Annotated in this window: 25 protein-coding genes and 1 other RNA gene; 16 read left to right on the plus strand and 10 right to left on the minus strand. The window is 32.0% G+C overall.

The window, feature by feature from the left end; genetic code table 11:
* Nucleotides 1–123 precede the first annotated feature (123 nt).
* Both PQF96_RS21240 and PQF96_RS21245 read left to right on the plus strand, forming a co-directional pair.
* Nucleotides 124–1,983 (plus strand): PQQ-binding-like beta-propeller repeat protein, encoded by a 1,860-nt coding sequence (locus tag PQF96_RS21240; RefSeq protein ID WP_109435303.1) that lies wholly within the window; start codon nucleotides 124–126, stop codon nucleotides 1,981–1,983.
* Between the two features lie 248 nt (nucleotides 1,984–2,231).
* Nucleotides 2,232–2,789 carry a helix-turn-helix domain-containing protein gene (locus PQF96_RS21245; protein WP_109435302.1) on the plus strand — a complete coding sequence of 186 codons (558 nt, stop codon included), beginning with the start codon at nucleotides 2,232–2,234 and terminating at the stop codon, nucleotides 2,787–2,789.
* A 347-nt stretch (nucleotides 2,790–3,136) separates the two neighbouring features.
* Here the strand turns inward: PQF96_RS21245 and PQF96_RS21250 are convergent, their stop codons facing one another.
* Both PQF96_RS21250 and gyrA read right to left on the minus strand, forming a co-directional pair.
* Nucleotides 3,137–4,411, minus strand: coding sequence for a tetratricopeptide repeat protein (locus PQF96_RS21250; RefSeq protein WP_271768156.1), 1,275 nt, complete (start codon nucleotides 4,409–4,411; stop codon nucleotides 3,137–3,139).
* A 27-nt stretch (nucleotides 4,412–4,438) separates the two neighbouring features.
* Nucleotides 4,439–6,982, minus strand: a complete 2,544-nt coding sequence (gyrA, locus tag PQF96_RS21255; RefSeq protein WP_109435300.1) for a DNA gyrase subunit A — start codon at nucleotides 6,980–6,982, stop codon at nucleotides 4,439–4,441.
* Between the two features lie 370 nt (nucleotides 6,983–7,352).
* Between gyrA and PQF96_RS21260 the strand changes: the two genes are divergently transcribed.
* From PQF96_RS21260 to PQF96_RS21270, 3 genes are all read left to right on the plus strand, one after another.
* Nucleotides 7,353–9,911, plus strand: a complete 2,559-nt coding sequence (locus PQF96_RS21260) for an ATP-dependent Clp protease ATP-binding subunit (protein WP_109435299.1) — start codon at nucleotides 7,353–7,355, stop codon at nucleotides 9,909–9,911.
* A 129-nt stretch (nucleotides 9,912–10,040) separates the two neighbouring features.
* Nucleotides 10,041–10,436: a hypothetical protein gene (locus tag PQF96_RS21265; protein WP_143916640.1), complete on the plus strand. Its 396-nt coding sequence runs from the start codon at nucleotides 10,041–10,043 to the stop codon at nucleotides 10,434–10,436.
* A 113-nt stretch (nucleotides 10,437–10,549) separates the two neighbouring features.
* The gene (locus PQF96_RS21270; protein ID WP_271768158.1) at nucleotides 10,550–10,927 is read left to right on the plus strand and encodes a hypothetical protein; all 378 of its coding nucleotides are present in this window, start codon (nucleotides 10,550–10,552) and stop codon (nucleotides 10,925–10,927) included.
* Nucleotides 10,928–11,013: 86 nt separating this feature from the next.
* Here PQF96_RS21270 and rny read toward each other — a convergent pair whose 3' ends face one another.
* From rny to glf, 5 genes are all read right to left on the minus strand, one after another.
* The gene (gene rny, locus PQF96_RS21275; protein WP_109435373.1) at nucleotides 11,014–12,582 is read right to left on the minus strand and encodes a ribonuclease Y; all 1,569 of its coding nucleotides are present in this window, start codon (nucleotides 12,580–12,582) and stop codon (nucleotides 11,014–11,016) included.
* 55 nt (nucleotides 12,583–12,637) lie between these two features.
* Nucleotides 12,638–12,745, minus strand: a non-coding RNA gene (gene ssrS / locus PQF96_RS21280) — 6S RNA.
* Nucleotides 12,746–12,798: 53 nt separating this feature from the next.
* On the minus strand, nucleotides 12,799–13,089 hold the full coding sequence (locus PQF96_RS21285) for a cell division protein ZapA (protein WP_109435296.1): 291 nt from the start codon (nucleotides 13,087–13,089) through the stop codon (nucleotides 12,799–12,801).
* Nucleotides 13,090–13,096: 7 nt separating this feature from the next.
* Nucleotides 13,097–13,387, minus strand: coding sequence for a hypothetical protein (locus tag PQF96_RS21290; RefSeq protein WP_109435295.1), 291 nt, complete (start codon nucleotides 13,385–13,387; stop codon nucleotides 13,097–13,099).
* Between the two features lie 93 nt (nucleotides 13,388–13,480).
* A complete protein-coding gene (gene glf, locus PQF96_RS21295; RefSeq protein ID WP_271768160.1) occupies nucleotides 13,481–14,599 on the minus strand; it encodes a UDP-galactopyranose mutase in 1,119 nt (372 codons plus the stop codon).
* Between the two features lie 179 nt (nucleotides 14,600–14,778).
* On the opposite strand from glf, the gene PQF96_RS21300 reads away from it, so the two are divergent.
* From PQF96_RS21300 to PQF96_RS21310, 3 genes are all read left to right on the plus strand, one after another.
* Entirely contained in the window at nucleotides 14,779–15,825 is a 1,047-nt protein-coding gene (locus PQF96_RS21300; RefSeq protein WP_160114083.1) for a beta-1,6-galactofuranosyltransferase, read from the plus strand.
* Nucleotides 15,826–15,887: 62 nt separating this feature from the next.
* Nucleotides 15,888–17,576, plus strand: a complete 1,689-nt coding sequence (locus PQF96_RS21305; protein WP_271768161.1) for a M23 family metallopeptidase — start codon at nucleotides 15,888–15,890, stop codon at nucleotides 17,574–17,576.
* Between the two features lie 14 nt (nucleotides 17,577–17,590).
* A complete protein-coding gene (locus tag PQF96_RS21310; RefSeq protein WP_271768162.1) occupies nucleotides 17,591–20,059 on the plus strand; it encodes a TonB-dependent receptor in 2,469 nt (822 codons plus the stop codon).
* A gap of 10 nt (nucleotides 20,060–20,069) precedes the next feature.
* Here PQF96_RS21310 and PQF96_RS21315 read toward each other — a convergent pair whose 3' ends face one another.
* Entirely contained in the window at nucleotides 20,070–21,218 is a 1,149-nt protein-coding gene (locus PQF96_RS21315) for a cysteine desulfurase family protein (RefSeq protein WP_143916644.1), read from the minus strand.
* 219 nt (nucleotides 21,219–21,437) lie between these two features.
* Here PQF96_RS21315 and PQF96_RS21320 point away from each other — a divergent pair, with 219 nt between their 5' ends.
* The gene (locus PQF96_RS21320; protein WP_271768164.1) at nucleotides 21,438–22,451 is read left to right on the plus strand and encodes a hypothetical protein; all 1,014 of its coding nucleotides are present in this window, start codon (nucleotides 21,438–21,440) and stop codon (nucleotides 22,449–22,451) included.
* Between the two features lie 19 nt (nucleotides 22,452–22,470).
* Nucleotides 22,471–23,004 carry a hypothetical protein gene (locus PQF96_RS21325; protein WP_271768166.1) on the plus strand — a complete coding sequence of 178 codons (534 nt, stop codon included), beginning with the start codon at nucleotides 22,471–22,473 and terminating at the stop codon, nucleotides 23,002–23,004.
* Nucleotide 23,005: 1 nt separating this feature from the next.
* On the opposite strand, the gene PQF96_RS21330 is transcribed toward PQF96_RS21325, so the two are convergent.
* Together PQF96_RS21330 and PQF96_RS21335 are read right to left on the minus strand one after the other, a co-directional pair.
* Complete coding sequence (locus PQF96_RS21330; RefSeq protein WP_271768168.1) at nucleotides 23,006–23,554, minus strand: Smr/MutS family protein; 549 nt, start codon at nucleotides 23,552–23,554, stop codon at nucleotides 23,006–23,008.
* A 2-nt stretch (nucleotides 23,555–23,556) separates the two neighbouring features.
* Entirely contained in the window at nucleotides 23,557–23,772 is a 216-nt protein-coding gene (locus PQF96_RS21335) for a hypothetical protein (RefSeq protein WP_109435286.1), read from the minus strand.
* A gap of 97 nt (nucleotides 23,773–23,869) precedes the next feature.
* Between PQF96_RS21335 and PQF96_RS21340 the strand changes: the two genes are divergently transcribed.
* From PQF96_RS21340 to PQF96_RS21360, 6 genes are all read left to right on the plus strand, one after another.
* Nucleotides 23,870–24,154, plus strand: a complete 285-nt coding sequence (locus PQF96_RS21340; protein ID WP_109435285.1) for a DUF2752 domain-containing protein — start codon at nucleotides 23,870–23,872, stop codon at nucleotides 24,152–24,154.
* A gap of 7 nt (nucleotides 24,155–24,161) precedes the next feature.
* Nucleotides 24,162–24,485: a CCC motif membrane protein gene (locus tag PQF96_RS21345; RefSeq protein WP_109435284.1), complete on the plus strand. Its 324-nt coding sequence runs from the start codon at nucleotides 24,162–24,164 to the stop codon at nucleotides 24,483–24,485.
* A 120-nt stretch (nucleotides 24,486–24,605) separates the two neighbouring features.
* Entirely contained in the window at nucleotides 24,606–24,884 is a 279-nt protein-coding gene (locus PQF96_RS21350) for a CD225/dispanin family protein (RefSeq protein WP_109435283.1), read from the plus strand.
* A complete protein-coding gene (locus PQF96_RS21355; protein WP_109435282.1) occupies nucleotides 24,885–25,277 on the plus strand; it encodes a DUF2752 domain-containing protein in 393 nt (130 codons plus the stop codon).
* A 45-nt stretch (nucleotides 25,278–25,322) separates the two neighbouring features.
* On the plus strand, nucleotides 25,323–25,613 hold the full coding sequence (locus PQF96_RS28655; RefSeq protein WP_408629614.1) for a DUF2752 domain-containing protein: 291 nt from the start codon (nucleotides 25,323–25,325) through the stop codon (nucleotides 25,611–25,613).
* A gap of 9 nt (nucleotides 25,614–25,622) precedes the next feature.
* On the plus strand, nucleotides 25,623–25,934 hold the full coding sequence (locus PQF96_RS21360) for a CCC motif membrane protein (protein WP_109435280.1): 312 nt from the start codon (nucleotides 25,623–25,625) through the stop codon (nucleotides 25,932–25,934).
* Nucleotides 25,935–25,979: the final 45 nt, after the last annotated feature.

Here is a 25,979-nt window from a genome sequence, read left to right on the forward strand (position 1 = left end):
TTTAAAAATGCATCCTAAGTTGTTTAGAACTTCTAATTTGATACGACAAATTTGTGGATAATCATATTTTGTTGCATTTTTGGCGTGCCTAAACTTATTTTTTCTAACTAAACACTCAACCAAATGAAAAAAATCTATGTCATTTTTCTGGCAATTTTATCAATTAGTTTTGGATATTCACAAGACAAACTTTGGGAAGTTGATCTCAAAGAAACACTATACGAAGTAGGTTGGATCAAGCAATCTAATGATGGCCTTATTATCGCTTCTGGTGCAAAGGGTTTATTAGCAATGAACAACACCACTGGAGAAACCGTATGGCATAATAAGGAACTTAAAGCTGTTGATAAAAACACTTTTCTTACCATTGATGGTTTACCTCTTTTTTATGTTGAATATATACCACTAGCTGGTAAAACAAGAGGTATTATTATTAACTCTAGTAATGGAGACATTGTTTTTGATACTAAAGATGATGGTTATAGAATAAAAGACTTTACCATATTACAAAATAATGGTGTAATCCTTTTTGAACTGACTAAAGACAAAGAACGCTATCTTATGAGTTTCAGTCTAAAAACTTGGAAAAAAGAATGGATAACAGCGCTTGGGGAAAGTAAGGGCTTCATTAAAAGCCTTATTTCAAAAAGAAGTTTTATAGATCATGGACCATATTTTAACAAAGAGAATAATTTGATTATTGGTATCAAAAATCAAATATTTACTATAAATGGTACTAATGGAGAAATTGTATGGAAACACGAAGCTGATAAGCGAATTAAAGCATTAGTATATTCTGACATTAATAACAGCCTTTATCTTGGTATCAAAAAATCCAATAAACTTACAGTACTAGACCCTATAAATGGAAGTGATATAACTCCCGGTAAATTAAAACTACGAGGTACACTAATAGATGTACGTCCAGATGAAGCTAACAATCTAATTGTTGTAGAAACAGAAGGTTTTAATATTATTGATCCAAAAACAAATGTGTTTAAATGGAAAAAAAGCTTCAAAATAGATTTTCTAGACGAAGTAATTCCTCATCCAAAAGGTTTTATTGCCATTGGTAAGCATGAAAAAGATGGTACTATAGCTCTAGTTAATCCCGAAGGAGATAAAATCTGGGATAGTAAAGTTAAAGGGTATGCATATTATGTGACTCCTACAGAAAAAGGTATTATGTATGTATCTACTGAAAGATCAAATATTCTTGATTTTGTAAAAGGAAAAGATGTATGGGATAAAGATGTGAAATTTAAATCAATCCCGGCAGTTACTTATGATGAAAAGGAAGAAAAAGTAGTACTTTTTGAGAATAAAAAGGGATACAAATTTGATTTAAAATCTGGACAAATAGAATTATTTGCAGAAGATATCGCTCTAGAAAATGTAAAAAAGAAAACCCCACTTGTTGCAGAATATGTAAAAGATGGCGGATATCTATTATTTACCGAACAACATATCTCCTTGTTATCTCCTACAGGAACCTTAAAGTATACTCAGTATTATGAACCTGCATCTAGTCTAAAAGGTTTTGCACAAATGGCTGAAATAGGATTAGCAGTGGCTGGTGTAGATCTTGATATCGGTGGAGCTTTGGAAAATATTGATCAACTTTCTGCCTTGTCTAGCGGTGTTTACAGAAGATCAACAGATCAAAATGATGGTACAGCTACAGAATCTATGGTAGCTGGCTTATATGTTGGAGACGGTCAAAATATGGCTACTGTTTTTGAAATTACAAAAACCAGATACTCTAATTCAAAAAGTATTAAGGACCATCAATTTATAGTTGCAAAAATAAAAAGCGACACTGCTCCTACAAAGCATTCTATAAATATGATTAACAAAAAAACCGGAGCAATCGATAAACAAATTGATCTTTTAGATAAAACACCAAACTATCTAATAGATGTGATCGATGATGTTATTTTCATTAACGAAAAAAATCATTTGATTTCTTCTTATAAGTTTTAGAGATACTAAAATTTAAAACTTAATTTCAAAAGAGGCTGTTTTATGAAACAGTCTCTTTTTTTTGATTTATTTGTATTTGACCTTTTTTGAAATTAATCATCATCCTATCGTACACAAATTAGTTCTAAAACTTATATCTTTATCCTAAAGCAGTAGATAAAACAGTAAATGACATATAGGTGACATAGATATGTCGTAACAAAAACCGTGAGCTCTTGATAGCTTCATTCTAAACAAAAATCAAAATTATGGAAGATCGATCAATAGCAAAAAACTTAGTATATCAACGTAAGTTAAAAGGATACACTCAAGAAGAACTCTCAGAACGAACTCACGTTACCATTCGAACTATACAACGTATTGAAAAAGGTGAAGTAAATCCACATTTACAAACTGTCAAACTTCTTGCTACTGCGTTAGAAATCGAAGTTGATGACCTATTAATCTTAGAGGATCCAAAAGAAGAGACGATTCAGAAAAAATGGCTATTACTAATGCACGGAATTCCTATTTTAGGATTAGGTATTCCCTTATGCAATATATTGATTCCTTTATTTTTATGGATTCATAAAAGAGAGGATCATAAAATTTATGATATTCATGGAAGAGCAATTGTTAATTTTCAGATCACCATTACGATCCTATTTGTATTATCTCTTATCGCATTAGTAACCATACCTGGTGCCTTTTTCTTTTTTATTGCGGTTATCCCATTTAGTATTATTGTAATGATTAAAAATGTAATATCTGCTATAAATTCTCAAAAATGCTATTATCCACTCTCTATTCCTTTTATTAAAAAATAAAAAAATCAATAAAAATACTAAGCATTATATTTCTTTTGTACGTCATAAACTCCCCTAATAGTCATACTATACGAATCTACTTATGAATTTGGAGTATTCAAAAAAATCCATAGTGATCGTCTCATACCCATTTGATCGTATTTCAGAAAACAGGAAAAGGAGTGATGATAATACTAGATAAATTATTCTTAAAGAACTTCTTGAAATTGTATTACATGACATTTATATTCCTTGAAAAGGAAAAAAAATTATATGATATACAAAAAATAAAACACATATAATATTCTAATAAAAAAAGCCAGAATCGAATAATTCTGGCTTTTATATTTTCATAAGCTTTTAGTAATCTAGTTACCTCCTTCTAAAGCTTTTAATTTACTTTTCATTTCATCAGCTTTTGGATTGTCAAGCTGATAATAGATATTCATCAAAGTACGGATAGCCTCTACATTGTCTGGCTTACTTTTTAAGGCTCCTTCAAGATAAGGGACAGCATTTATGTATATATTCTGTCTTTCTACCTTAAGTTCCTCATATCTTTTATTGTCTTTTGAAGATGTACCCAGACCATTCATTTCATCAACAATCTTAGTTTCTCCACCTAGGATAATAGAAGCAATATTAATTTGAGCTGCAGTATAATCTGGCTTCAATTCTAATGCTTTTTTATAATATCCTAATGCTTGGTCATTATCTCCAAGACGAGATGCACTAACACCTAAATTATAAAGTAAGTCTGGATTCTCAGGATCATTAGCAACAATCTGCTCCATAATTTCTTTATACTTAGCGATGTTTCCTAACTTATAATATACATCAGCTTCAGCTTGCATTAAAGCTGCATCATTAGGATTTTCTTTTTTTGCATCACTTATAGCAGCTACAGCTTCTTCATCTTTTCCTTGACTCATATAGATCAATGCTATGTTTTTAGCAATCTCTCCTTTTTTAGATTCAGAAGTGCGAGTTTCTGGTTTGATGTATGAACCAGATTTCACAGATGCATCTCTAATCAATTTTGAATCAAAAGGCTCTACTTTACCTGTTGCTTTATCTGTTGCAACAAATTCAGTTTTAATACCACTAAAATTAAGTTCTTTTAACTCTTTGTAGTATAATAATGCTTTATCATAATCTTTTGCATTAACAGAATTACCAGCAGCATAATATAAATATGTAGTATCTGCTTTATTGGTTTTATATCCTAAATATAATTTTTCTGCTGCACCTTTATAGTTTTTAGCATTTTGATCTTTAATTGCATTTTCTATTAAAGCTTGACGCAATAACTGCAACTTTTGGCTAGCATCTGCAGTATACTTAGATCCACCTGCCGTTTTTTCAATCTCTATTGATTTATTATAAGCATCTGCAGCAGCTTCTACTTTCTCTAAAGATTCTCCAGACGAAGATGCCAAGACCTGACCTTTAAAGAAATAAAATTGAGCTTTCATTTTTTCATCAGCCATATCTAACTGCCCCTCTGCAGCTTTCAATGCATCACTAGCAACATCCATATTTCCGGATTTAAGCGCCTTTGCAGCAGCTTTTAATGCTTGTTTTTGAGAAAATCCAATAGCACTAACTGCTAAGAACAGTACTACGATAAATTTAGTCTTCATTACTTGAGTTTTTAAAATGGGATTTAATTATTGTTTCGTTTTATCATCAATATTCGTGCCATCTGAAGCATTATCAGCATCTGTCATAGGAGAATCTACATCTTCTACAATTTCTGCATCATCTATATCGTCTTCATCATGCATAACTTTTGCTACTGCCGCAATAGAATCTTTACCTTTTAAGTTAATTAAACGTACTCCCTGAGTTGCACGTCCCATCACTCGCAAATCTTCTACGGCTAACCTAATAGCTATTCCTGATTTATTTATGATCATCAGATCATCAAGATCAGTAACATTTTTAATAGCTACCAGATTACCTGTTTTATCGGTTACAGAAATAGTCTTAACTCCTTTACCTCCTCTATTTGTAATTCGATAATCTTCTAGCTTTGAACGTTTTCCGTATCCGTTCTCTGAAACCACTAAGATATTACTTTCCATCTCATTTACAGCAACCATACCAATTACTTCATCTTTTTCATCTGCTAATCGTATACCTCTTACACCTGAAGCACCACGTCCCATAGGTCTCGTTTTCTCTTCTTCAAAACGAATAGCCTTACCTGATCGTACTGCTAGCATCACCTGACTTTTACCATCTGTTAGCTTAGCCTCTAGAAGTTCATCATCATCTTTAATGGTAATTGCGTTTATACCATTTGTTCTTGGTCTGGAGTATTGTTCTAAAGATGTCTTTTTGACCTGACCTTTTTTCGTTGCCATAATGACATAATGAGAATTAATGTACTCTTCATCTTTAAGATCTTGAGTACAAATAAAAGCTTTCACTTTATCATCACTATGAATATTAATCAAGTTTTGTATCGCTCTACCTTTTGATGTTTTACTTCCTTCTGGTATTTCATATACTCTCATCCAGAAACATTTTCCTTTTTGTGTAAAGAATAACATATACTGATGATTAGTCCCTACAAACAAGTGCTCAAGAAAATCTTCATTACGTGTAGTACTTCCTTTTTGTCCTACTCCTCCTCTATTTTGTTTCTTATATTCATTAAGAGATGTTCTTTTGATATAACCTGCATGCGAAATCGTAATTACTACTTTTTCATCAGGAATCATATCTTCAATACTTAAATCTCCTCCAGCATATTCTATCTGAGAACGACGTTCATCACCGTATTTTTCTTTTATTTCGGCAAGTTCTTCTTTGATAATTGTCATTCTACGATCTTTCTTCTCCAAGATATCCTTAAGATCTTCGATAGTCTTCATCAAATCTTCATACTCTGCACGTAACTTATCTTGTTCCAGACCAGTTAACTGACGTAATCGCATCTCTACGATTGCTTTAGCCTGTATCTCAGATAGCTTAAAACGTTCAATAAGCTTTTCACGAGCCTCATCAGCATTAGAAGAAGCACGGATTAAAGCAATGACTTCATCAATATTATCAGAAGCAATGATTAAACCTTCTAAAATATGAGCTCTTTCTTCTGCCTTTCTTAATTCATATTTTGTACGACGAACAACAACCTCATGTCTATGTTCTACAAAATAATGAATCATTTCTTTTACATTCAACAACTGTGGCCTTCCATTAACAAGTGCAATATTATTAACACTAAAAGAAGACTGTAATGCGGTATACTTGTATAAAAGATTTAAAACGATATTAGGTATAGCATCACGTTTTAATACGTATACAATACGCATCCCTTTTCTATCAGACTCATCTCTGATCGTAGAAATACCATCTATCTTTTTGTCATTAACCAGATCTGCAGTCTTTTTAATCATATCTGCTTTATTGACCTGATAAGGAATTTCAGAAACAATGATACATTCTCTACCATTTACTTCTTCAAAACTTGCTTTTGCCCGGATAACAATACGTCCTCTACCTGTTTTAAAGGCTTCTCTAACCCCATCATATCCATAAATTGTACCTCCTGTAGGGAAGTCAGGAGCCTTTATATGCTGTATTAACTCATCTATTTCGATATCGTTATTATCAATATAAGCTACCGTACCATCTACAACTTCAGTCAAATTATGAGGAGGCATATTTGTGGCCATACCAACCGCAATACCAGAAGCTCCATTAATCAAGAGTCCTGGAACCCTTGTTGGTAAAACTGTAGGCTCTTGTAGTGTATCATCAAAATTAAATGTATGATCTACGGTTTCTTTTTCTATATCTGCAAGCATATCTTCAGATATCTTTCTCATTCTTGCCTCTGTATAACGCATAGCAGCAGGACTATCTCCATCTACAGAACCAAAGTTACCTTGACCATCAACTAACATATACCTTAAACTCCATTCCTGAGCCATACGTACCATTGTGTCATATACAGAGGTATCTCCATGAGGGTGATATTTACCAAGTACCTCACCTACAATTCTTGCAGACTTCTTATGGGCACTACTGGCTTTAACACCCAGTTCATACATACCATATAATACACGCCTATGTACAGGCTTAAGACCGTCTCTAACATCTGGAAGTGCACGAGAAACAATAACCGACATTGAGTAATCAATGTAGGCAGATTTCATCTCATCCTCGATGTTGATGGGTATAAGCTTTTCTCCTTCAGCCATAAAAAATTTATTTTATTCTAAAATTGATTAATTAAACGGGCTAATTTAAGTAAATTAAGACGGTTTTAACAGCTATTGACCTATGTAATATACGTAATTTATTAACAATGATCAGGATGTATATGGTTAATAAGTCTACTATCTTAGGTTTTGATTATTAAAGCTTTTTTTGTCTATTTACCATTAGAAGTAAAAAACATTAACAAAAACTACTTGTTTGAGTGACTGTTTTTGAAAAAAAGGAATTACATGACAAAATTTCCTATTCAGTATAGATATATGTTAATCATCGATTAAAAGGAATAGTTTTTGTCAATGTAATTCTAAAAATTACTATTTTAGTTATAAAGAAAAAGAAAGAGTATAATTTATGGATGATAATTTTTCACCCAGAGTTAAAGATGTTATTGCTTACAGTAAAGAAGAAGCTCTGAGATTGGGGCACGATTTTATTGGTACAGAACATCTTATGTTAGGATTATTACGTGATGGAAGTGGGAAAGCAATTAGTATCCTTGATGCGTTAGATATAGATTTGACTAATTTAAGAAGAAAAGTTGAAATCCTTAGCCCTGCAAATCCTGATATAGCGGTGGCCTCAAATGAAAAAAAGAATTTACATTTAACTAGACAAGCAGAAAGAGCATTAAAAACTACTTTTTTGGAAGCAAAACTATTTCAAAGTTCTTCTATTAATACTGCTCATCTTCTGTTATGTATTCTAAGAAATGAAAATGACCCAACTACAAAGCTTTTAAATCGTTTAAAAGTGGATTATGATAACGTTAAAGACCAATTTAAGTTTATGATAACGAACGAAGAAGAATATATAGATAACCCAAAAGCAGAATCTTTCTCTGAAGATGATGATGATTTGACAGGGGATGCGTCTAAAGAAAACCCTTTTAATTCTCCATCTGGAGGAAATAAAGCGGGTAAAAAATCAAAAACTCCTGTTCTAGATAATTTTGGAAGAGACCTTACTGCAATGGCAGAAGAAGGTAAATTGGATCCCGTTGTCGGTCGATCAAAAGAAATAGAACGTGTTTCCCAGATTCTTAGTAGACGTAAGAAAAACAACCCTTTATTAATAGGAGAGCCTGGAGTTGGTAAATCCGCTATAGCTGAAGGACTTGCCCTAAGAATTGTACAACGAAAAGTCTCTAGAATATTATTTGACAAAAGAGTAGTTACTCTTGACTTAGCTAGCCTTGTTGCCGGAACCAAATACAGAGGTCAATTCGAAGAACGAATGAAGGCTGTTATGAATGAACTAGAAAAGAATGATGATATTATTCTTTTCATAGATGAAATTCACACTATTGTAGGTGCCGGAGGAGCAACCGGAAGTCTTGATGCTTCAAATATGTTCAAACCTGCTTTAGCAAGAGGTGAAATTCAATGTATAGGAGCCACAACATTAGACGAATATCGACAGTACATCGAAAAAGATGGAGCTTTAGAAAGAAGATTCCAAAAAGTAATTGTAGAACCTACTAACATAGAAGAAACTATAGAAATCCTTAATAATATTAAGGAGAAATATGAGGAGCATCACAATGTTAGCTATACACCAGAAGCTATAAAAGCTTGTGTGAAGCTAACCAATAGATATATGACAGATCGTTTTCTTCCAGATAAAGCTATAGATGCTCTGGATGAAGCAGGCTCCAGAGTTCATATTACTAATATCGACGTTCCTAAGAAAGTTTTAGATTTAGAAAAAAAATTAGAGGAAGTTAGAGAACTCAAAAATAGCGTTGTCAAGAAACAGAAATATGAAGAGGCTGCGAAACTTAGAGATGATGAGAAAAATCTTGAAAAAGAACTAGGAGTTGCTCAAGAACAATGGGAAAAAGAATCGAAACTACATAAAGAAACAGTAGATGAAGAAAATGTTGCTGATGTAGTTTCTATGATGACAGGAATTCCTGTAAATCGTATTGCCCAAACAGAAAGCAATAAACTAGCGGAGTTACCAAGCCTTATTATGGGCAAAGTTATTGGACAAGACGAAGCTGTTACCAAGGTCGTAAAAGCAATACAACGTAATCGTGCAGGACTTAAAGACCCAAACAAACCGATTGGATCCTTTATATTTCTTGGACAAACAGGAGTCGGTAAAACTCAATTAGCAAAAGTATTAGCTAGAGAACTTTTTGATAGTGAAGATACACTCATTCGTATAGACATGAGTGAATACATGGAAAAATTTGCTGTTTCAAGGCTTATAGGAGCTCCTCCGGGATATGTTGGCTATGAAGAAGGTGGACAACTTACAGAAAAAGTAAGAAGAAAACCATATGCTGTCATTTTATTAGATGAAATCGAAAAAGCACATCCTGATGTTTTTAACATGATGCTTCAAGTTTTAGATGATGGATATTTGACAGATAGTTTGGGTCGTAAAATTGATTTTAGAAACGCTATAATTATAATGACCTCTAATATTGGAGCTCGTAAATTAAAAGATTTTGGACAAGGAGTAGGATTCGGAACAACAGCCAAGAAATCTCAGGCAGAAGATTATGCAAAAGGAGTTATCGAAAATGCTTTAAAAAAGGCATTTGCTCCCGAATTTTTAAATCGAGTAGATGATGTTGTAGTTTTTAATGCTTTAGAAAGAGAAGATATTCATAAAATTATTGATATCGAACTTGATAAGCTATACGGAAGAATCAAAAGCCTTGGATATGATTTATCCCTTAGTGAAAAAGCTAAGGATTACATAACAGAAAAAGGGTTTGATAAACAATACGGAGCAAGACCACTAAAAAGAGCTATTCAGAAATATATAGAAGATGCTTTGGCTGAAGAGATTATAAATGCTCAACTACAGGAAGGTGATAGTATTTTCATGGATATGGATGATGATTCTGGAGAACTTACAATAACCATTAAGAAAGCCGAAAAATCAGCTGAATCTTAAAAACAAACTGAATTATAATTAAAAAAGACTACTATATAGCTATAGTAGTCTTTTTTTTACTTAATCTATTGACGACTAAAAATTTATAATTTTTTAAGTTTATCTTTGTTAGACTAACAAATCAATTTAATGATTACATCTTTTGATTTCAACTTTGGTATAGTTGAAGTACATAATGACTATATTTTGTCAGTCATGAAAGAAGGAGTCACTGTTTTCTCAAAATACAATGACCTTCTAAAAATGGGAGCTAATCAATACTACAAAAACAAGCCTTTTGTATATATAACAAATAGAATAAATTCATATTCTGTAGATCCCGCTATCCATATGGAGATGTCCAAAATAAAAAATTTGATTGGAGTTGCTGTAATATCCAGCGATCCTAGACAAAAAATGCAAACCAAATTAGAAAAATCACTTTTCAAAAAAGAATTCAAATTATTCGAAACTCTGGAACAAGCTTTAGAGTGGAAAAATGAAATTTTGAAAAAGCATATTCGTGATTCAAAAGATGTTAATTAAACAAAAACTCTACTATTTTTAATATATTCGTCATTCACAATAAGGGAAAAACACTTTTTTTTCATCTTATTTAAAGATTAAACTCATATCTTTAAAAAGCTAAGGCATACTAAATGGTTACTTCATATAATTTTGATTTTTGTCATATAGAAATTTATAATGACTATATAAAAGCTGTAATGAAAGCTGGAATTACAGTTTCTCCTGAGCACAATACCATTTTATTACAAGTTGTAGAAAGGCATTTTAAAAATAAACCTTTTGTGTATCTTACCCATAGAATTAACTCCTATGCTGTAAATCCAACCATATATTTAGAGACGGCTAAAATCAAAAACTTAGTAGGATTTGCTGTTGTATCAAACGATCCGAAACAAATCATGCAAACTAAAGTTGAAAAAATATTTTTCGGAAAGGAATTTAAACAATTTGACACTATAGAAGCTGCATTAAACTGGAAAAATGAAACCATTAAAAAATATAAGGATTAATCAACCCCTATCAAAAAATATATAAATACAAAAAGAGCAGTTATGTATAATGACTGCTCTTTTTGTATATTAGATTTCAAGCTTATTTACTTAGCTATATTTACCGCTCTTGTTTCTCTTATCACTGTTACTTTTACCTGACCTGGATATGTCATATCTGTTTGGACTTTTTGAGAAATTTCAAATGAAAGACTAGCTGCTTTTTCATCATTTACCTTTTCACTTTCTACAATTACTCGTAATTCTCTTCCTGCTTGAATTGCATACGCTTTTTTAACTCCATCAAATCCAAAGGCTATACCTTCTAAATCCTTTAGTCTTTGTATATAAGAATCTAACACCTGACGTCTTGCTCCTGGTCTTGCTCCACTAATCGCATCACAAACCTGAACTATTGGAGAAATCAAAGAAGTCATTTCTACTTCATCATGGTGAGCACCAATTGCATTACAAACTTCTTTCTTTTCACCGTATTTTTCTGCCCATTGCATTCCTAATATAGCATGCGGCACCTCGGTTTCAGTATCAGGAACTTTCCCTATGTCATGAAGCAACCCTGCCCTCTTCGCTAGTTTAGGATTTAATCCTAATTCTGCAGCCATTACTCCACATAATTTTGCTACTTCTCTAGAATGCTGTAAAAGATTTTGCCCATAAGAAGATCTGTATTTCATTCTTCCTATAGTCTTAATTAACTCTGGATGTAATCCATGTATTCCAAGATCGATTACGGTACGTTTTCCTACTTCGATGATTTCTTCATCAATTTGTTTTCTGGTTTTTCTTACGACCTCTTCAATTCGCGCTGGATGAATCCTTCCATCGGTTACTAATTTATGTAAAGATAAACGAGCTACTTCTCTCCTTACAGAATCAAAACATGATAAGATAATAGCTTCTGGAGTATCATCAACTATAATTTCTACTCCGGTTGCAGCTTCAATTGCTCTGATATTTCTTCCTTCTCGACCTATAATTCTACCTTTTACATCATCACTTTCGATATTAAATACAGAAACACAGTTCTCTATTGCCTCTTCTGTCCCAATTCTTTGAATTGTATTAATAATGACTTTTTTAGCTTCTTGCTGTGCAGTTAATTTAGCTTCTTCTATGGTGTCTTGAATCACGGCCATGGCATCAGTTTTTGCCTGTCCTTTTAAAGATTCTACCAACTGTTCTTTTGCCTCTTCTGCAGACAAACCTGATATCACTTCTAATTGCTGTACCTGGCTTTTATGTAATTTTTTAAGTTCACTTTGTTTCTTTTCTAAATAATCTTGACGTTGTTGTGTCTCTTTTATTTTTTCTTCTAACTCTGTGTTTAGCTTTTTACTTTTTGATAATTCATTAGAAACTTGAGATTCTTTATCTCTAGTTCTCTTCTCGGCTTCTGCAATTTTTTTATCTCTGGATAATATTACTTTTTCATGTTCAGATTTTAACTCTATAAATCTTTCTTTAGCTTGTAAAATTTTATCCTTTTTAATGGTCTCCCCTTCGCTTTTTGCGTCTCTTATTATGCTTTCAGAAGTTTTCTTAGCACTTTTAATCATTTCTGATGCTTTGCTGCGCTCCAGGACTTTAGCGATGATAAATCCTATCACCAATCCTGCGATCCCGGCAACTATCAAAAATATAATATTATTATCCATAATTTGTGTTAGTGTTTGTATATAAAAAAAGCCTGCACTAGCAAAGGTTCTGTATAAACTCTGTAAAAACAGGTTTAGGGCTAACAAATTGCTCAAGAATCCGCTCTATGGCGGCGCGCTTTTACAACTTAAACTCACCCTTTTTAAATAATTCTTGTTGAGTTTATCAAAATAACAACTAGTGCAGGCAGTAACCTTTATTTATTTTAAAGAACGTTATGATAAATGATCATGTAGCAAATCGTTTAATTCATTCAATCTATTTGCCACATTAATCATATCATCATCTTTATCTATAGTCTTTTGTTCTACTTGTGCAGCAAATTGCAAAGCACACATTGCTAATACATCTTGCTTATCTCTAACCGCATAACTTTGCTCAAATTGCTTAATCATAACCTCTATCTTTTTTGCAGCCTTCCGTAAACCTTCCTCTTGATCAGGGTTAATTGTCAATGGATACACTCTGTCTGCAATAGATAATTTAATTTTAAGCTTATCTGCCATACTTTATTTACTCAGAGAGTTGAGCAATACACATATCAATCTCTCTTATTAAAGCGTTTATTTTGAGCTTTGTTTCTCTTTTATGTTCGTCACTGCCTAGCATTGCATTAGCATTTTTGAGGGCACTGAATTTTTCTTCCCAATGCTTTAATTGATCTGCCTGATCCTCTGAATTGGACTCTAATGCAACAATTTTCTCTTTTAGATCTGTATTTTGTTGTTTCAATAATTCATGCTTATGAAGCAACTTACTTATTCTATTTTCAAGAGAATCAATAATTTCAATTAAATCACTCATTGATAACTTTTACACAATACTTCGTTACACAAAGTTAACATACCAATTGAAAAAACCCAATAGTTTTTAAACTAATTTTAATGCTATCCCTTATTATACTTCAATCTTTAATATTTCTTCTACTTTAGTCAAAGAAGATGCTATTATCTGATGCATATCATAGTAACGATATTCTGCTAATCTTCCGCCAAAAATAACATGTTTAGATTTCTTTGATTCTTCTTTGTACTTCTTAAACACATCTTGATTCCTATCGTTATTAATTGGATAATATGCTTCTTTACCTCTATCCCAACTTTCGGGGTATTCTCTTGTTATGATTGTTTTATCCTGTTTTCCAAATTCGAAATGTTTGTGTTCTATAATCCTAGTAAACTTGTACTCTGAATCATTATAATTAACAACTGCATTTCCCTGATAATTTTCTACATCATGCAATTCATGCTCAAATCGTAATGACCTATATTCTAATTGTCCATACTTGTAATCAAAAAACTCATCTATCTTACCTGTATAAACCACTTTATCTGCCAAAGATTCTAACGCTACTCTATCTTCAAAAAAATCAATGTTAGTTTTTGTTTCAATACCTTCTAATAAACCATTAATGATAGTATTGTAGCCTCCAATTGGTATGCCTTGATAAATATCATTAAAATAATTATTATTATATGTATATCTCACTGGCAACCTTTTAATAATAAAAGCTGGTAAATCTGTGGCTTTAGTCCCCCATTGTTTCTCTGTATACTCTTTGATAAAGGTTTCATAAATATCTTTACCTATTAATGATAAAGCTTGTTCCTCAAGATTTTTAGGAGATTTCACACCATATTCCTTTATCTGCCCATTAATTATCTCTTTTGCTTCCTGAGGTGTTTTGGTCCCCCATAATTGATAAAAAGTATTCATGTTAAACGGTAAGTTATATAACTTTCCTTTTGACAATGATAGAGGAGAATTTATATAATTATTAAATGTTGCAAATTGATTTACATAATCCCAAATTCGCTTATCATTTGTATGAAAAATATGAGCCCCATACTTATGTACATTAATTCCTTCTTTTTGTTCACAATATACATTGCCTCCAAGATGTTCTCGTTTATCAATTACCAAACATTTTTTATTGTGTTTGGTCATTTCGTGAGCAAAAACACTTCCAAATAATCCTGCCCCTACAATCAGATAATCATATTTTTTTTCTTTCACTCTACTTGTTTTTTCTTAAGAAGCTTCTATTTCAATTTCAATTTTCAAAACTAATACATTTATAGCTAATTTATGTGCATATTTATAAGATGAAAAAATCACAACTTGATAATCCTTATATGATAGGGTATAAAAAATAAAATGTATGTATCTTTCAAGCCACAAATCGATATATTTATATGATGGGATATTTTATTTCCAGAAATTACAAATCTCTTTTTAATGCTGCTGGAAAAGCAAAAACAGATTGTGAGTCTATTCTTGCGCAAATGGGATTCAAAAATCTTGGATTCAAACAATCTTCAATACCAAATTCTGCAATAGGTACTATCAAAAACTTTTTAGGCATAACATATGCTTTATTAAGATTACCATATAAAAGCACATTATGCACTCAATATCCGTTAAATAAATTTAGAGGGTATGTCTTATTCATGGCAAAGCTCAAAAAGTGTAAAATTATTACTATAGTTCATGATGTTCGATTTTTAAAAGGAAGAACTGGTAATGCAGATAAAGAATTAAAGAAAATTATTACATCCAATGCCATTATTGTTCATAACGATGCTATGAAAAACTGGTTTCTTGAACAAGGTGTTAAAATACCTATTATTGTACTCGGTATCTTTGATTATATTCTCAAAGATGGACTTCCTGATCAAAATGACAATAACCAGGGAGAAAAACCTCATGAAATAGTGTATGCAGGCGGATTTGGTGAAGGTAAAAACTCTTACATATACGATCTTGATACTCTTAATGAAAAGAATTTTAAGATGAACCTATATGGTATAGGTTTTGATTATCAAAAACTCAAAGTTTCTAAAGAAGAATCTGTTCTATCCTATGAAGGTGCATTTCCTTCTGATGTTGTGGCCTATCATATCAAAGGTTCATTTGGGTTAGTCTGGGATGGTATTTCAACAGAAGAATGTAGTGGACAATATGGACAGTATCTCAAGTACAACAATCCACACAAAACTTCCTTGTATATCTTATGCGGATTGCCAGTTATTGTTTGGGATCAAGCAGCTATCAGTTCATTTATTAAAGAAAATAATATTGGCTTTACGATATCTAATTTAGATCAATTGAGTGATATTCTTGATAATTTATCAGTAGAAGAATATAAAGAAATGAAAAGTAACGTTAATAATGTTAGAACCAAAATCATTTCTGGTGGGTATTTAAACGACGCAGTTAATCAAGCATTAAAAATTACCTAACCTACCAAAAAAATAAGTAGTTTTATAGACAATTGACAAACATTCATATATTTTCCCCCTATATGTATAAATTTTTAATTTTCAGTTTACTAAGTTTCTCCCTTTGTTATGGGCAAAAAGATCTTCCAAAAGATTATTTCATTCACCCATTAGAAATCCCTATTACAGCATCAGGTACGTTTGGAGAATTAAGATCCAATCATTTCCATTCTGGACTAGACATGAAAACCCTTGGAGAAGAAGGACTTAACGTTTATGCATCTGCGTCTGGTAGAATAAGTAGAATTAAGATTTCACATGGAGGATATGGAAAAGCTTTATATGTTGTTCATCCAAATGGATATACCAGTGTATACGCTCATTTAAAAAAGTTTTCACCAGAAATAGAGGCTTTTGTAAAAGAAAGACAATACGCTAAAGAATCTTATGAAATAGAGCTTTTTCCTAAATCTGGTTCTTTACTCGTAAAACAAGGCGATATTATTGCATATAGCGGTAATACCGGAGGAAGTTCTGGACCGCACCTTCATTTTGAAATTAGAGATCCAAGATCAAGACCAATGAATCCTATGATTTTTGGCATAGAAGTAAAAGACACAAAAAAACCCATTATAAATAGTCTATGGGCATATAGTTTGGATAAAAACACTCATATTAATGGCGCCCAAAAACCCGTAAAATTAAAATTAACTCCTCAAGAAGATGGAAATTTTAAAGCAGAAAATGTAAATGTTTTTGGAAAAATTGGATTCGGAATTTCTACCATTGACAAACAAGATTTGGCAACAAATAGCAATGGTATTTATGAAATTGTAACAGAAATTAATGGAGAAAAGAATTTAAGATTAGAGATGAATCGATTTTCTTTTGCCGAAACACGATATGCAAATCGACTTATAGACTATGCTTACTATAAAAATCATCGTAGTAGAATAACCAAACTATTTATTGAAAAAAATAATCCTTTAACCATTTTTAAAAGTAGTATTAATAAAGGTATACTTACAACTGAAGATGGATTGTCCTATAATTATAAAATCCATGTAAGAGATTTTAAAAACAATAAAGTAACCATATTAGTTCCTCTACAAGGGAAAAAAGTTGACTCTATTATCAAGAAAAAGATCATTACGACGCCAGACTTTGCTAAAACAAGCGAAAATTTCACTTATAGTAAAGGTATTTTTGATCTATTGATTCCAAAAGGTAGTCTGTATGAAGATACCTATCTTGATATTTCGGTTAATGGCGAAAAAGCAAAAATTCATAATAACGCGACCCCATTACATAAAAATATGACATTAGTTTTTGATGTATCTCGTTATACTGAAGAAGACAAAAAGAAACTTTATATCGGAAGAATAAATGGTTCTAAGAAGCCATACTATTCCAGAACTTCAAAAAAAGGAAACCGTTTTTCTACAAGAACAAGAACTTTTGGGACGTATTCCTTATTTTCTGATCAACAAAAACCAACAATAGTCCCCATCAATGTTGCCAATAAGAAATGGATATCTAAGGCAACTCACCTTAAAATAAAGATTAATGATTCTGAATCAGGAATAAAAAATTATAGAGGAACTATAAATGGAAAATTCATCTTATTAGAATATGACTATAAAACAGGAATGTTGGTTTATGATTTCAATGATAAAATTATCACAGATTCAGAAAATAATTTTAAACTTGTGGTGTTAGATAATGTAGGAAATAGAGCAACATTCGAAACCACATTTTTTAGAAAACCTTAAAACCTAAATACTTTTTGAAAAATCAATTTTTCTTCCTTCTGATTTCGCTGATTTTAATCAGTATTTCAACTTCGGCTCAAAATGCTACGATTAAAGGTGTAGTTCTAGATGAAAATAATATTCCAGTTCAAGGTGCTAATATCACTTACGATAATTCGGGTACTCAGTCTGATAAAAATGGGGTATATCAACTTAGAATACCTGCCAATCAAGATATTGAAATCAATATATCGCACATAAGTTTAAAAAATCTTCTGTTCACTATTAATCTCCAGGAAAATCAGGAATATGAATTAAACCCAGTACTAAAGACAGATGTTGAACAAATCAGCACGGTAGTTATTTCAGGTAGGGAAAGAAAAGTAGTGGAAGGAATCACTACATTAGACCCAGAGACCATACGCTCTACCCCTTCTGCTAATGCAGGTGTAGAAGGCCTTCTTAAAAGTTTACCTGGTGTAAGTTCTAACAATGAATTAAGTACACAATACTCTGTTCGGGGAGGAAATTTTGATGAAAACCTGGTATATGTTAATGAGATTGAAGTATACAGACCTTTTTTAATTAGATCAGGTCAACAAGAAGGGCTAAGCTTTGTTAACACAGACTTGGTTCGTAATGTAGATTTTTCTGCCGGAGGTTTTCAGGCAAAATATGGAGATAAACTTTCATCTGTTCTAGATATCACTTACAAAAGACCTACGCGATTAGGAGCAACAGCCAACTTAAGTCTATTGGGGGGCAGTGTTTCTGCTGGTGGAATTTCTAAAAACAAAAAATTGGCTGCTATCGTTGGTGTTCGATATAGAGATAACAGCCTATTGGTAGACGCAAGAAATACCGAAACTAATTTCCAACCGAGATTTGCTGATGTACAAACGTACCTTTCCTATAATTTCTCTGATAAATTTGAACTAGGTTTTTTAGGCAATGTAGCGCTTAACACCTATGATTATGAGCCTTTACGAGAACAGGTGAATTTTGGAACCTTGCAAACAGTACAAGCTTTAACAGTGCTTTATGACGGACAGGAAGAAGATCGATACGAAACTTATTTTGGAGCGTTTAAAGGAACTTATAAACCTAATGACAATCTAACATTAAAGTTAATTACATCAGCTTATCATACACAAGAACAAGAGCATTATGATATTTTTGCAGCTTATGCTTTAGGGACTGTAAATACTGATATTGGAAGTGAAGACTTAGGTCAGGTAGAATTTAGTGAAGGGATCGGATCCCAATTAACTCATGCCAGGAATGATCTGGACGCCTTAATTTTCAATATAGAACATAAAGGAACCTATACCGCAGACAAGCATCAATTTGACTGGGGTGTAAAATACACATCAGAAGATATCAGAGATCGATTACAAGAATTTGAAATCATTGATTCTGCTGGTTTTTCTATACGTCCACCAATTTCTGACTTTATAAATGATCAACCTTATACTCCATTCGTTAGTCCAATTGTTCCATTTACTAGTGTTAGAGCAACAAATAAAGCAAAAATTGATCGCATTTCGGGATATGCTCAATATAGCTTACGTTCACATATAAAAGAAAATGAAATTTGGGCAAATATTGGCATACGGTCTCATCACTGGAATATTTCAGGAAATACAGTTAACAGTAGTGATTCTCAAATTGTATTTAGTCCAAGAGCACAAATTGCTATTAAACCAAACTGGAAAGCTGAAATGATTTTTAGAGCTTCTGGCGGGTTATATCATCAACCTCCTTTTTACAGAGAGCTAAGAGATTCTTTGGGTGTAGTTAGACCAGAAGTAAAAGCCCAGCAGTCCATACACATCGTTTTGGGTAATGATTATAGCTTTTCTATGTGGAAAAGACCTTTTAAACTTACAACAGAAGCCTATTATAAAAAATTGACTGACGTAAATCCATATACAATCGAAAACGTAAGAATACGATATCGAGCAAGAAATAATGCAGAAGCATATGCTTATGGGCTAGATCTTAGATTAAATGGAGAATTTGTTCCCGGAACTGAGAGCTGGGTAAGTCTTGGGTATTTAAAAACAGAAGAGAACATTGATAATCGCGGGTATATATCAAGACCTACAGATCAAAGGTTAAAAATCGGAGTGCTGTTCCAGGATTATGTACCAACTATACCTAGTCTAAAAATGTACTTAAATATGGTATATCAAACAGGAGTACCAGGCGGATCTCCTAGTTATGCTGATCCTTATGATTTTCAGACCCGACTAAGAGACTATCGAAGAGCTGACTTAGGAATATCATATGTTGTAGTAGATAAAAATAAAAGACTTAGAAAAGGGCATTTTCTTAATACGTTCAGAGAATTAAGTCTTGGGTTCGAAATTTATAATATTTTTGACAATCAAAATTCAATCACAAATACCTTTGTAAGAGATGCTTCAACTCAGCGCCAATTTGCAATTCCAAATTTTCTGACCCCAAGAGTTTTTAATGTTAGACTCGGAATGAAGTTTTAAAATGATTGTATTAACTCTCAATAAACTTTTTTAACACATCCACCGTATAATCTACTTCTTCTTTAGTATTATACTTCGAAAAAGAAAAACGCACAGAGGGTTTTTGCATATCATCTTCAGAAAGAATTTCAGTTAGGACATGTGAGCCTTTACTACTTCCACTCTGACAAGCACTTCCTTTTGAACTGGCTATACCATTAATATCTAAATGAAATAGTAATATTCCTGCCTTCTCATTAGAAACCGGGAGACAAATATTGATTAATGTATATGTACTATGCCCAGCAGTGCAGCAGTCTGCATTAAATTTTACTCCTTTAATATTATGTTTTAACGTTTCTACAAAGTATTGTTTTAACTCTATTATGTAGTTCTTTTCTTGTTCCAGGTTTTCATAAGAAAGCCGCAGTGCTTCATCCATTCCCACGATATTATGTACACTTTCGGTTCCAGCTCTATACCCTCTTTCTTGCTCTCCACCAAAAATCAATGGTTTCAACCCAGAATTTTTTCTTATATAAGCAAACCCCACTCCCTTTGGACCATGAAATTTATGCGCACTCACCGCTGTAAAATCCACATGTATCTTGTTAAAATCAACTTCATAATGTCCAATTGACTGTACCATATCACTATGAAAAAGCGCATTATACTTTTTACACAAATCCCCAACGCGCTCTATGTCAAGCATTGTTCCAACCTCATTATTAATATGCATCAGACTTACTAGAGTTTTATCATTTGATTTATCAAGTAGAGATTCTAAGTGCTCATAATCAATAGCTCCATTTTTTTGTACGCTTACATAACTCACTGATGCCTCTGTACGAGTTTCGATTTCTTGTACAGTATGTAGTACTGCATGATGCTCTATTTTTGAAGTAATTATATGACGTACTCCAAGATCTCTCACTGCGCTATTTATTACAAGATTATCAGCTTCTGTACCTCCAGATGTAAATATAATCTCTGAGGCACTAACCCCAAGACGACTGGCTATATTTTTTCGTGTATGTTCTATATGGTTCTTAGCAGAACGTCCATACCCATGAGTAGAAGACGGATTTCCAAAATCCTCTTCTAAAACTGAAACCATCTTTGTGATAACTTCTGGTCGTAATTGCGTAGTGGCTGCATTATCAAAATAAACCTTTTGCATAAAACAAAATAATTAAATATATAAACTGATTATTGGAGAAATTTTAAGAATACAAAATTAGTTTAAATAAAATTATTTTCAGCCAGGCTCGTTATAATCTTTCAATTCCTTTACTTTTGTCAGAAATTGTTAAAACATTATAAAATCAGAACATTTTCTATTTTCATTCGTCCTTAAGAGTAGAAATAAATGATTTTAATACATATAAATTTTAATTAGGTGAAAAAGCTATTTTCTTTTCTTTTTTCAATGGTACTGTTGTCTTCTTGCGACGATGGAGATATAATAATTACAAGTTTTGAGTTTGATGATGTTGATTTACAATTTTGCGAGGGAGCAAAAGAAAATGAATTTGTCTTTTTTAAAATTAACGAAAGTAACAATGAAGCTATTTCCTATAATTTTATAAGCGAAATATTCTCTGACACTATACCTACGACATCTTCGATAATAATCGACCTTACTGATGGAACTAATGATTTAATTTACAGAACTTTTAACATCCCTGTCACCGCAACATATTATTGCTCTAATGTACCATCTAGTGACATTAGGATTATTGAAGAACTAATTGGATCCTCTGGTACTGCAGAAATCACAAATGAAATCATTACCGAAGATGATGATGATGGTGTAGATCCAATCGATGAATCTGGAGGTATTGACCCCTTAGGAGATATAGACAATGATCAGATCCCAAACTATCAGGACAGTACTGCTAATGGAAGCCAGGCCGGCCCCACTTGTCCTGACACCAATGAGGATGGTATCTGTGACACATTAGAATCTATATTTGATACTGATGGAGATGGTATACCTAACTATAAGGATCAGGATGACGATAATGACAATATCCTAACGAGTGTAGAGTTGCAAAATGGTATTCCTAATGATGATAACCCTAGAGATACTGATGGAGATGGCATACCAGACTATCTTGAAGAAGATGATGATAATGATGGCGTTCTGACTAGAAATGAAGATGCAGATCAAAATGGAAATCCTAGGGATGACAGAGATGCTTCTAATAATTTATATTACTTAGACAATACTATTCAACCTCCTGTTGTAACTGTAGAACCTGCTCTTGATAATACTGTGCAAACTACTTTTAGAGCTACTTTAGAAATAAACAATCTTATTCTTAATGGCAACACAGATAATTTCCAGGACGGAGAATTTAAATTTGGTTTTAGAGATCGCACCATTCCTAAGACTACAAAAAAAATGTAGAATACACTAGAATATAATTATGAATAAAGTATTTTTCCTTATTATTTTCACTCTTTTGATTAGCTGTAGTGAAGGAGATATTATCGAAAATGATATTAGTAATTTTACTGCTCCTTTAGAAAATTGTTCTAATCAAAGTAATGATACTTTTGTTTTTTTTAAAACAGATTCTGAGATCAATCAATCCATATCGCTTAGTTTTACAAGTACTGTTTTTGAGTTAAATACTATCCCAGACAATGAAGAGTTAACATTAACCATAACACTTGATGGTACTGCAAATGTTTTGATCTATAGGCAATTCGATACTGCCATTAATGGCAGTGAGTATTTTTGTAGCAGTGTACCTCCTGGAGACATCACGGTAACTCAGGAATTAACAAGTTCTAATGGAAATGCAGAAATTAAGTATACTTTACTAAGTGAGACTATGACTGAAGCCACATATACCAGAACCTTTACTCTTAACGACATTACTTTGGAAGGACCTGATATTGCCATACGACAGGAAGTACTAGAATTTGGCAATGATGAAATTACTATTACCAAATAACTTATTTAGGATTTTGGACGATATAAATCTCCATTGCACCTAATCCATATTTTTTATAATCAGCATCAGAGATCCTAACATTATCATATCTACCTAACAAATAAGTAAGCTCTTCTTTTAAAACTCCTTGACCTACTCCATGAATAAAAACCACTTTTGGTATACGTTTATGAATTGCAAAATCTAATTGTCTTTTTGCTGTATCTAATTGCAATGTAACCATATCGTAATTAGTCATTCCTTTTGTTGATTTTGTTAATTTATGGATATGTAAATCCACTTCCATAGGAGGAATATGACGTTCCTTTGGTTTTACCACAGGTCTTTTAGGCTTCTTTTTAAAAACCTCTTTCTCTTGTAAATTTCTATTCACTTCTTCATATGAAGGAATAATTATATCTTCAGATTCAATTTTTACTACTTCTTTTATTAAAAAAGTCATATCAAAACCATCTTCAGTTTCAATAGTCACTTCCTCTGTAGTTAGCCCAACAACCTTTCCTGTAATAGGTTCATCCAGCACCGATACTATATCTCCCAACTTTATCATATCTACTCTTCTTCTTCTTCAACATGTTGATATGCATCAACTTCTGTTTTTGATTTCACATTCGTATTGACTAGAAATACTCCAGACATTAAAAAAACGACTCCAATGATTTGAATATAATAATTCTTTACTGAAGAAGAAATTTCACTAATAACTGCTATTGTTCCTAAAACAATAAAAAGTACACTTATAATCTTTTTAAATTTATTATAATTCATACCTGCAAAAATATTAAATAATAGATTTTTAATCCTCTAAATATTTTAAATAACTTAATTATGTATATTGCACATAACAAATAGTAAAATATTGCCCTTGGAAAAATACATGCTTCCTTGCTTAAATAAAAAGTTATTTGGTGTTGATTGTTTAGGCTGCGGTATGCAGAGATCAATCGTACTGTTATTAAAAGGAGAGTTCTCTGCAGCTTTTCATATGTACCCCGCGATATATCCATTAATGCTTTTACTGGCATTTATTGGTTTCAACTTTTTTATTCAATTCAAAAATGGGAAATCTATTAAGGTAGGTTTAATGATTTTTACGGCGCTTACTATGATTATAAGCTATGTTATCAAAATGAAAGTTCATTTTAACTAATCAAACTATGGAAAAACAAACATTACCCAACTCTACCCTTATTCTTGTTTTTGGTATTATATCAATTTTTGGTTGTTGTTGTTATGGGGTTATAGGTATAATTTTTGCAATTATCGCTTTAGTACTAGCACAAAAGGCCACCGCGGTATATTCAGAAAATCCAGAAATATACAGTGGTTATGAAAATGTAAAGACTGGAAAAATATTAGCGATTATTGGTTTAGTGCTATGTATAATCTCTTTTGTTTATGGTATAGTTCTTTTAGTAATGGGAGGAGCAGATGGATATATGGATATGTTAGAGGAAATCAGAAGATCAACTGGATCATAATTTTATAAATAATAATTTAATTGTTTGGATAAAAATATATCCTAACAATTCCCTTAATCTTTCTTGTATTAACAGTATTGTTACTACAAATAAACTTTTTTTATAACTAAAATCAAATTTATGGAAACTAGTCAAGCAAGACCAAAAAATTACCTAGTAGAATCTATTTTAGTAACTCTTTTCTGTTGCTTACCACTTGGAATTGTTGCAATCATTAACGCAACAAAAGTGAACTCTGCATTTGATGCAGGTAATCATGCAGAAGCACAAAAAGCATCAGATGATGCAAAAAAATGGATGAAGTATGGGCTAATTGGAGGCGTTGTAATTTTAGTAATTTATATACTAATGTTTGCTTTAGGAATGGGAGGAGCAATATTAGGAAATGGTGGATACTAAATGAAATACAAACATGTATTTATAGGGATAGGAGTATGTATATTACTATCCCTATATTATTTCTCTAATCCTTGTGATGTAAATTACTTCCCTAAATGCCCATTTCATACATTAACAGGCTTTCATTGCCCTGGATGTGGCAGTCAACGTGCCTTACATCAACTGTTGCATTTTGAAATTATGGAAACCCTTAATTATAATGCACTATATATTTTGGGACTAGGTACCATTATATATAACACCTCTGTAAATACCATTAATAAGTATTGGAATAAGAATTATTACAACATTTTATACCACCCTAAAACTCCTATATACATAGGGATCATAATAATTTTGTTTTGGATATTAAGGAATATAGACATTTACCCTTTTAATATTCTTGCTCCGTAATCTCAGATAAAAAAGTTATTATCAAAAAAATGACTTTTATTTTATATGAAAGAAGTTATTAGTTTTCTTGAATCCAATATACTTCAGTGTCCAACTAAACAGTTGATTGGAATTGATTGCCTTGGATGTGGTCTTCAGCGTAGTTTCATTTTACTATTAAAAGGTAATATAAAGGCTTCTTTTTTAATGTATCCTGCTCTCATTCCTATGATATGCATGATGATATATTTAATAGCCCATCTTGTTTTTAACTTTAAAAATGGCGCCAAAACCCTAACCTATTTTTATATCTTAAATAGTATACTTATCATTGCACATTATTTCATTAAATTCTAATCATTTAATATGCAAACTAAACAACAACTGCCAAATGCTACTTTGGTCTTAATATTCGGTATCGTTTCAATCGTTACCTGTTTTTGCTATGGAATTCTTGGTCTAATATTTGGAATTATAGCTTTAGTAATTGCAAAAAGATCTATTGAATTATATAATGCTAACCCAGAACTATATATGGGTTATGAAAATCTAAAAGCCGGAAGAATTTGTGCAATCATTGGTACTATAATGAGTTCTTTATACCTTCTTATAATTATAGTATATATCATATTTATGGGAGCAGCTTTAATGCCTTGGTCAGAAATAATGAATCAGTAGCCTATATGTTAAACAAAAAAAGGAGATTACTAAATAATCTCCTTT

The organism is Aquimarina algiphila (assembly GCF_947494415.1).
Lineage (GTDB): Bacteria > Bacteroidota > Bacteroidia > Flavobacteriales > Flavobacteriaceae > Aquimarina > Aquimarina algiphila.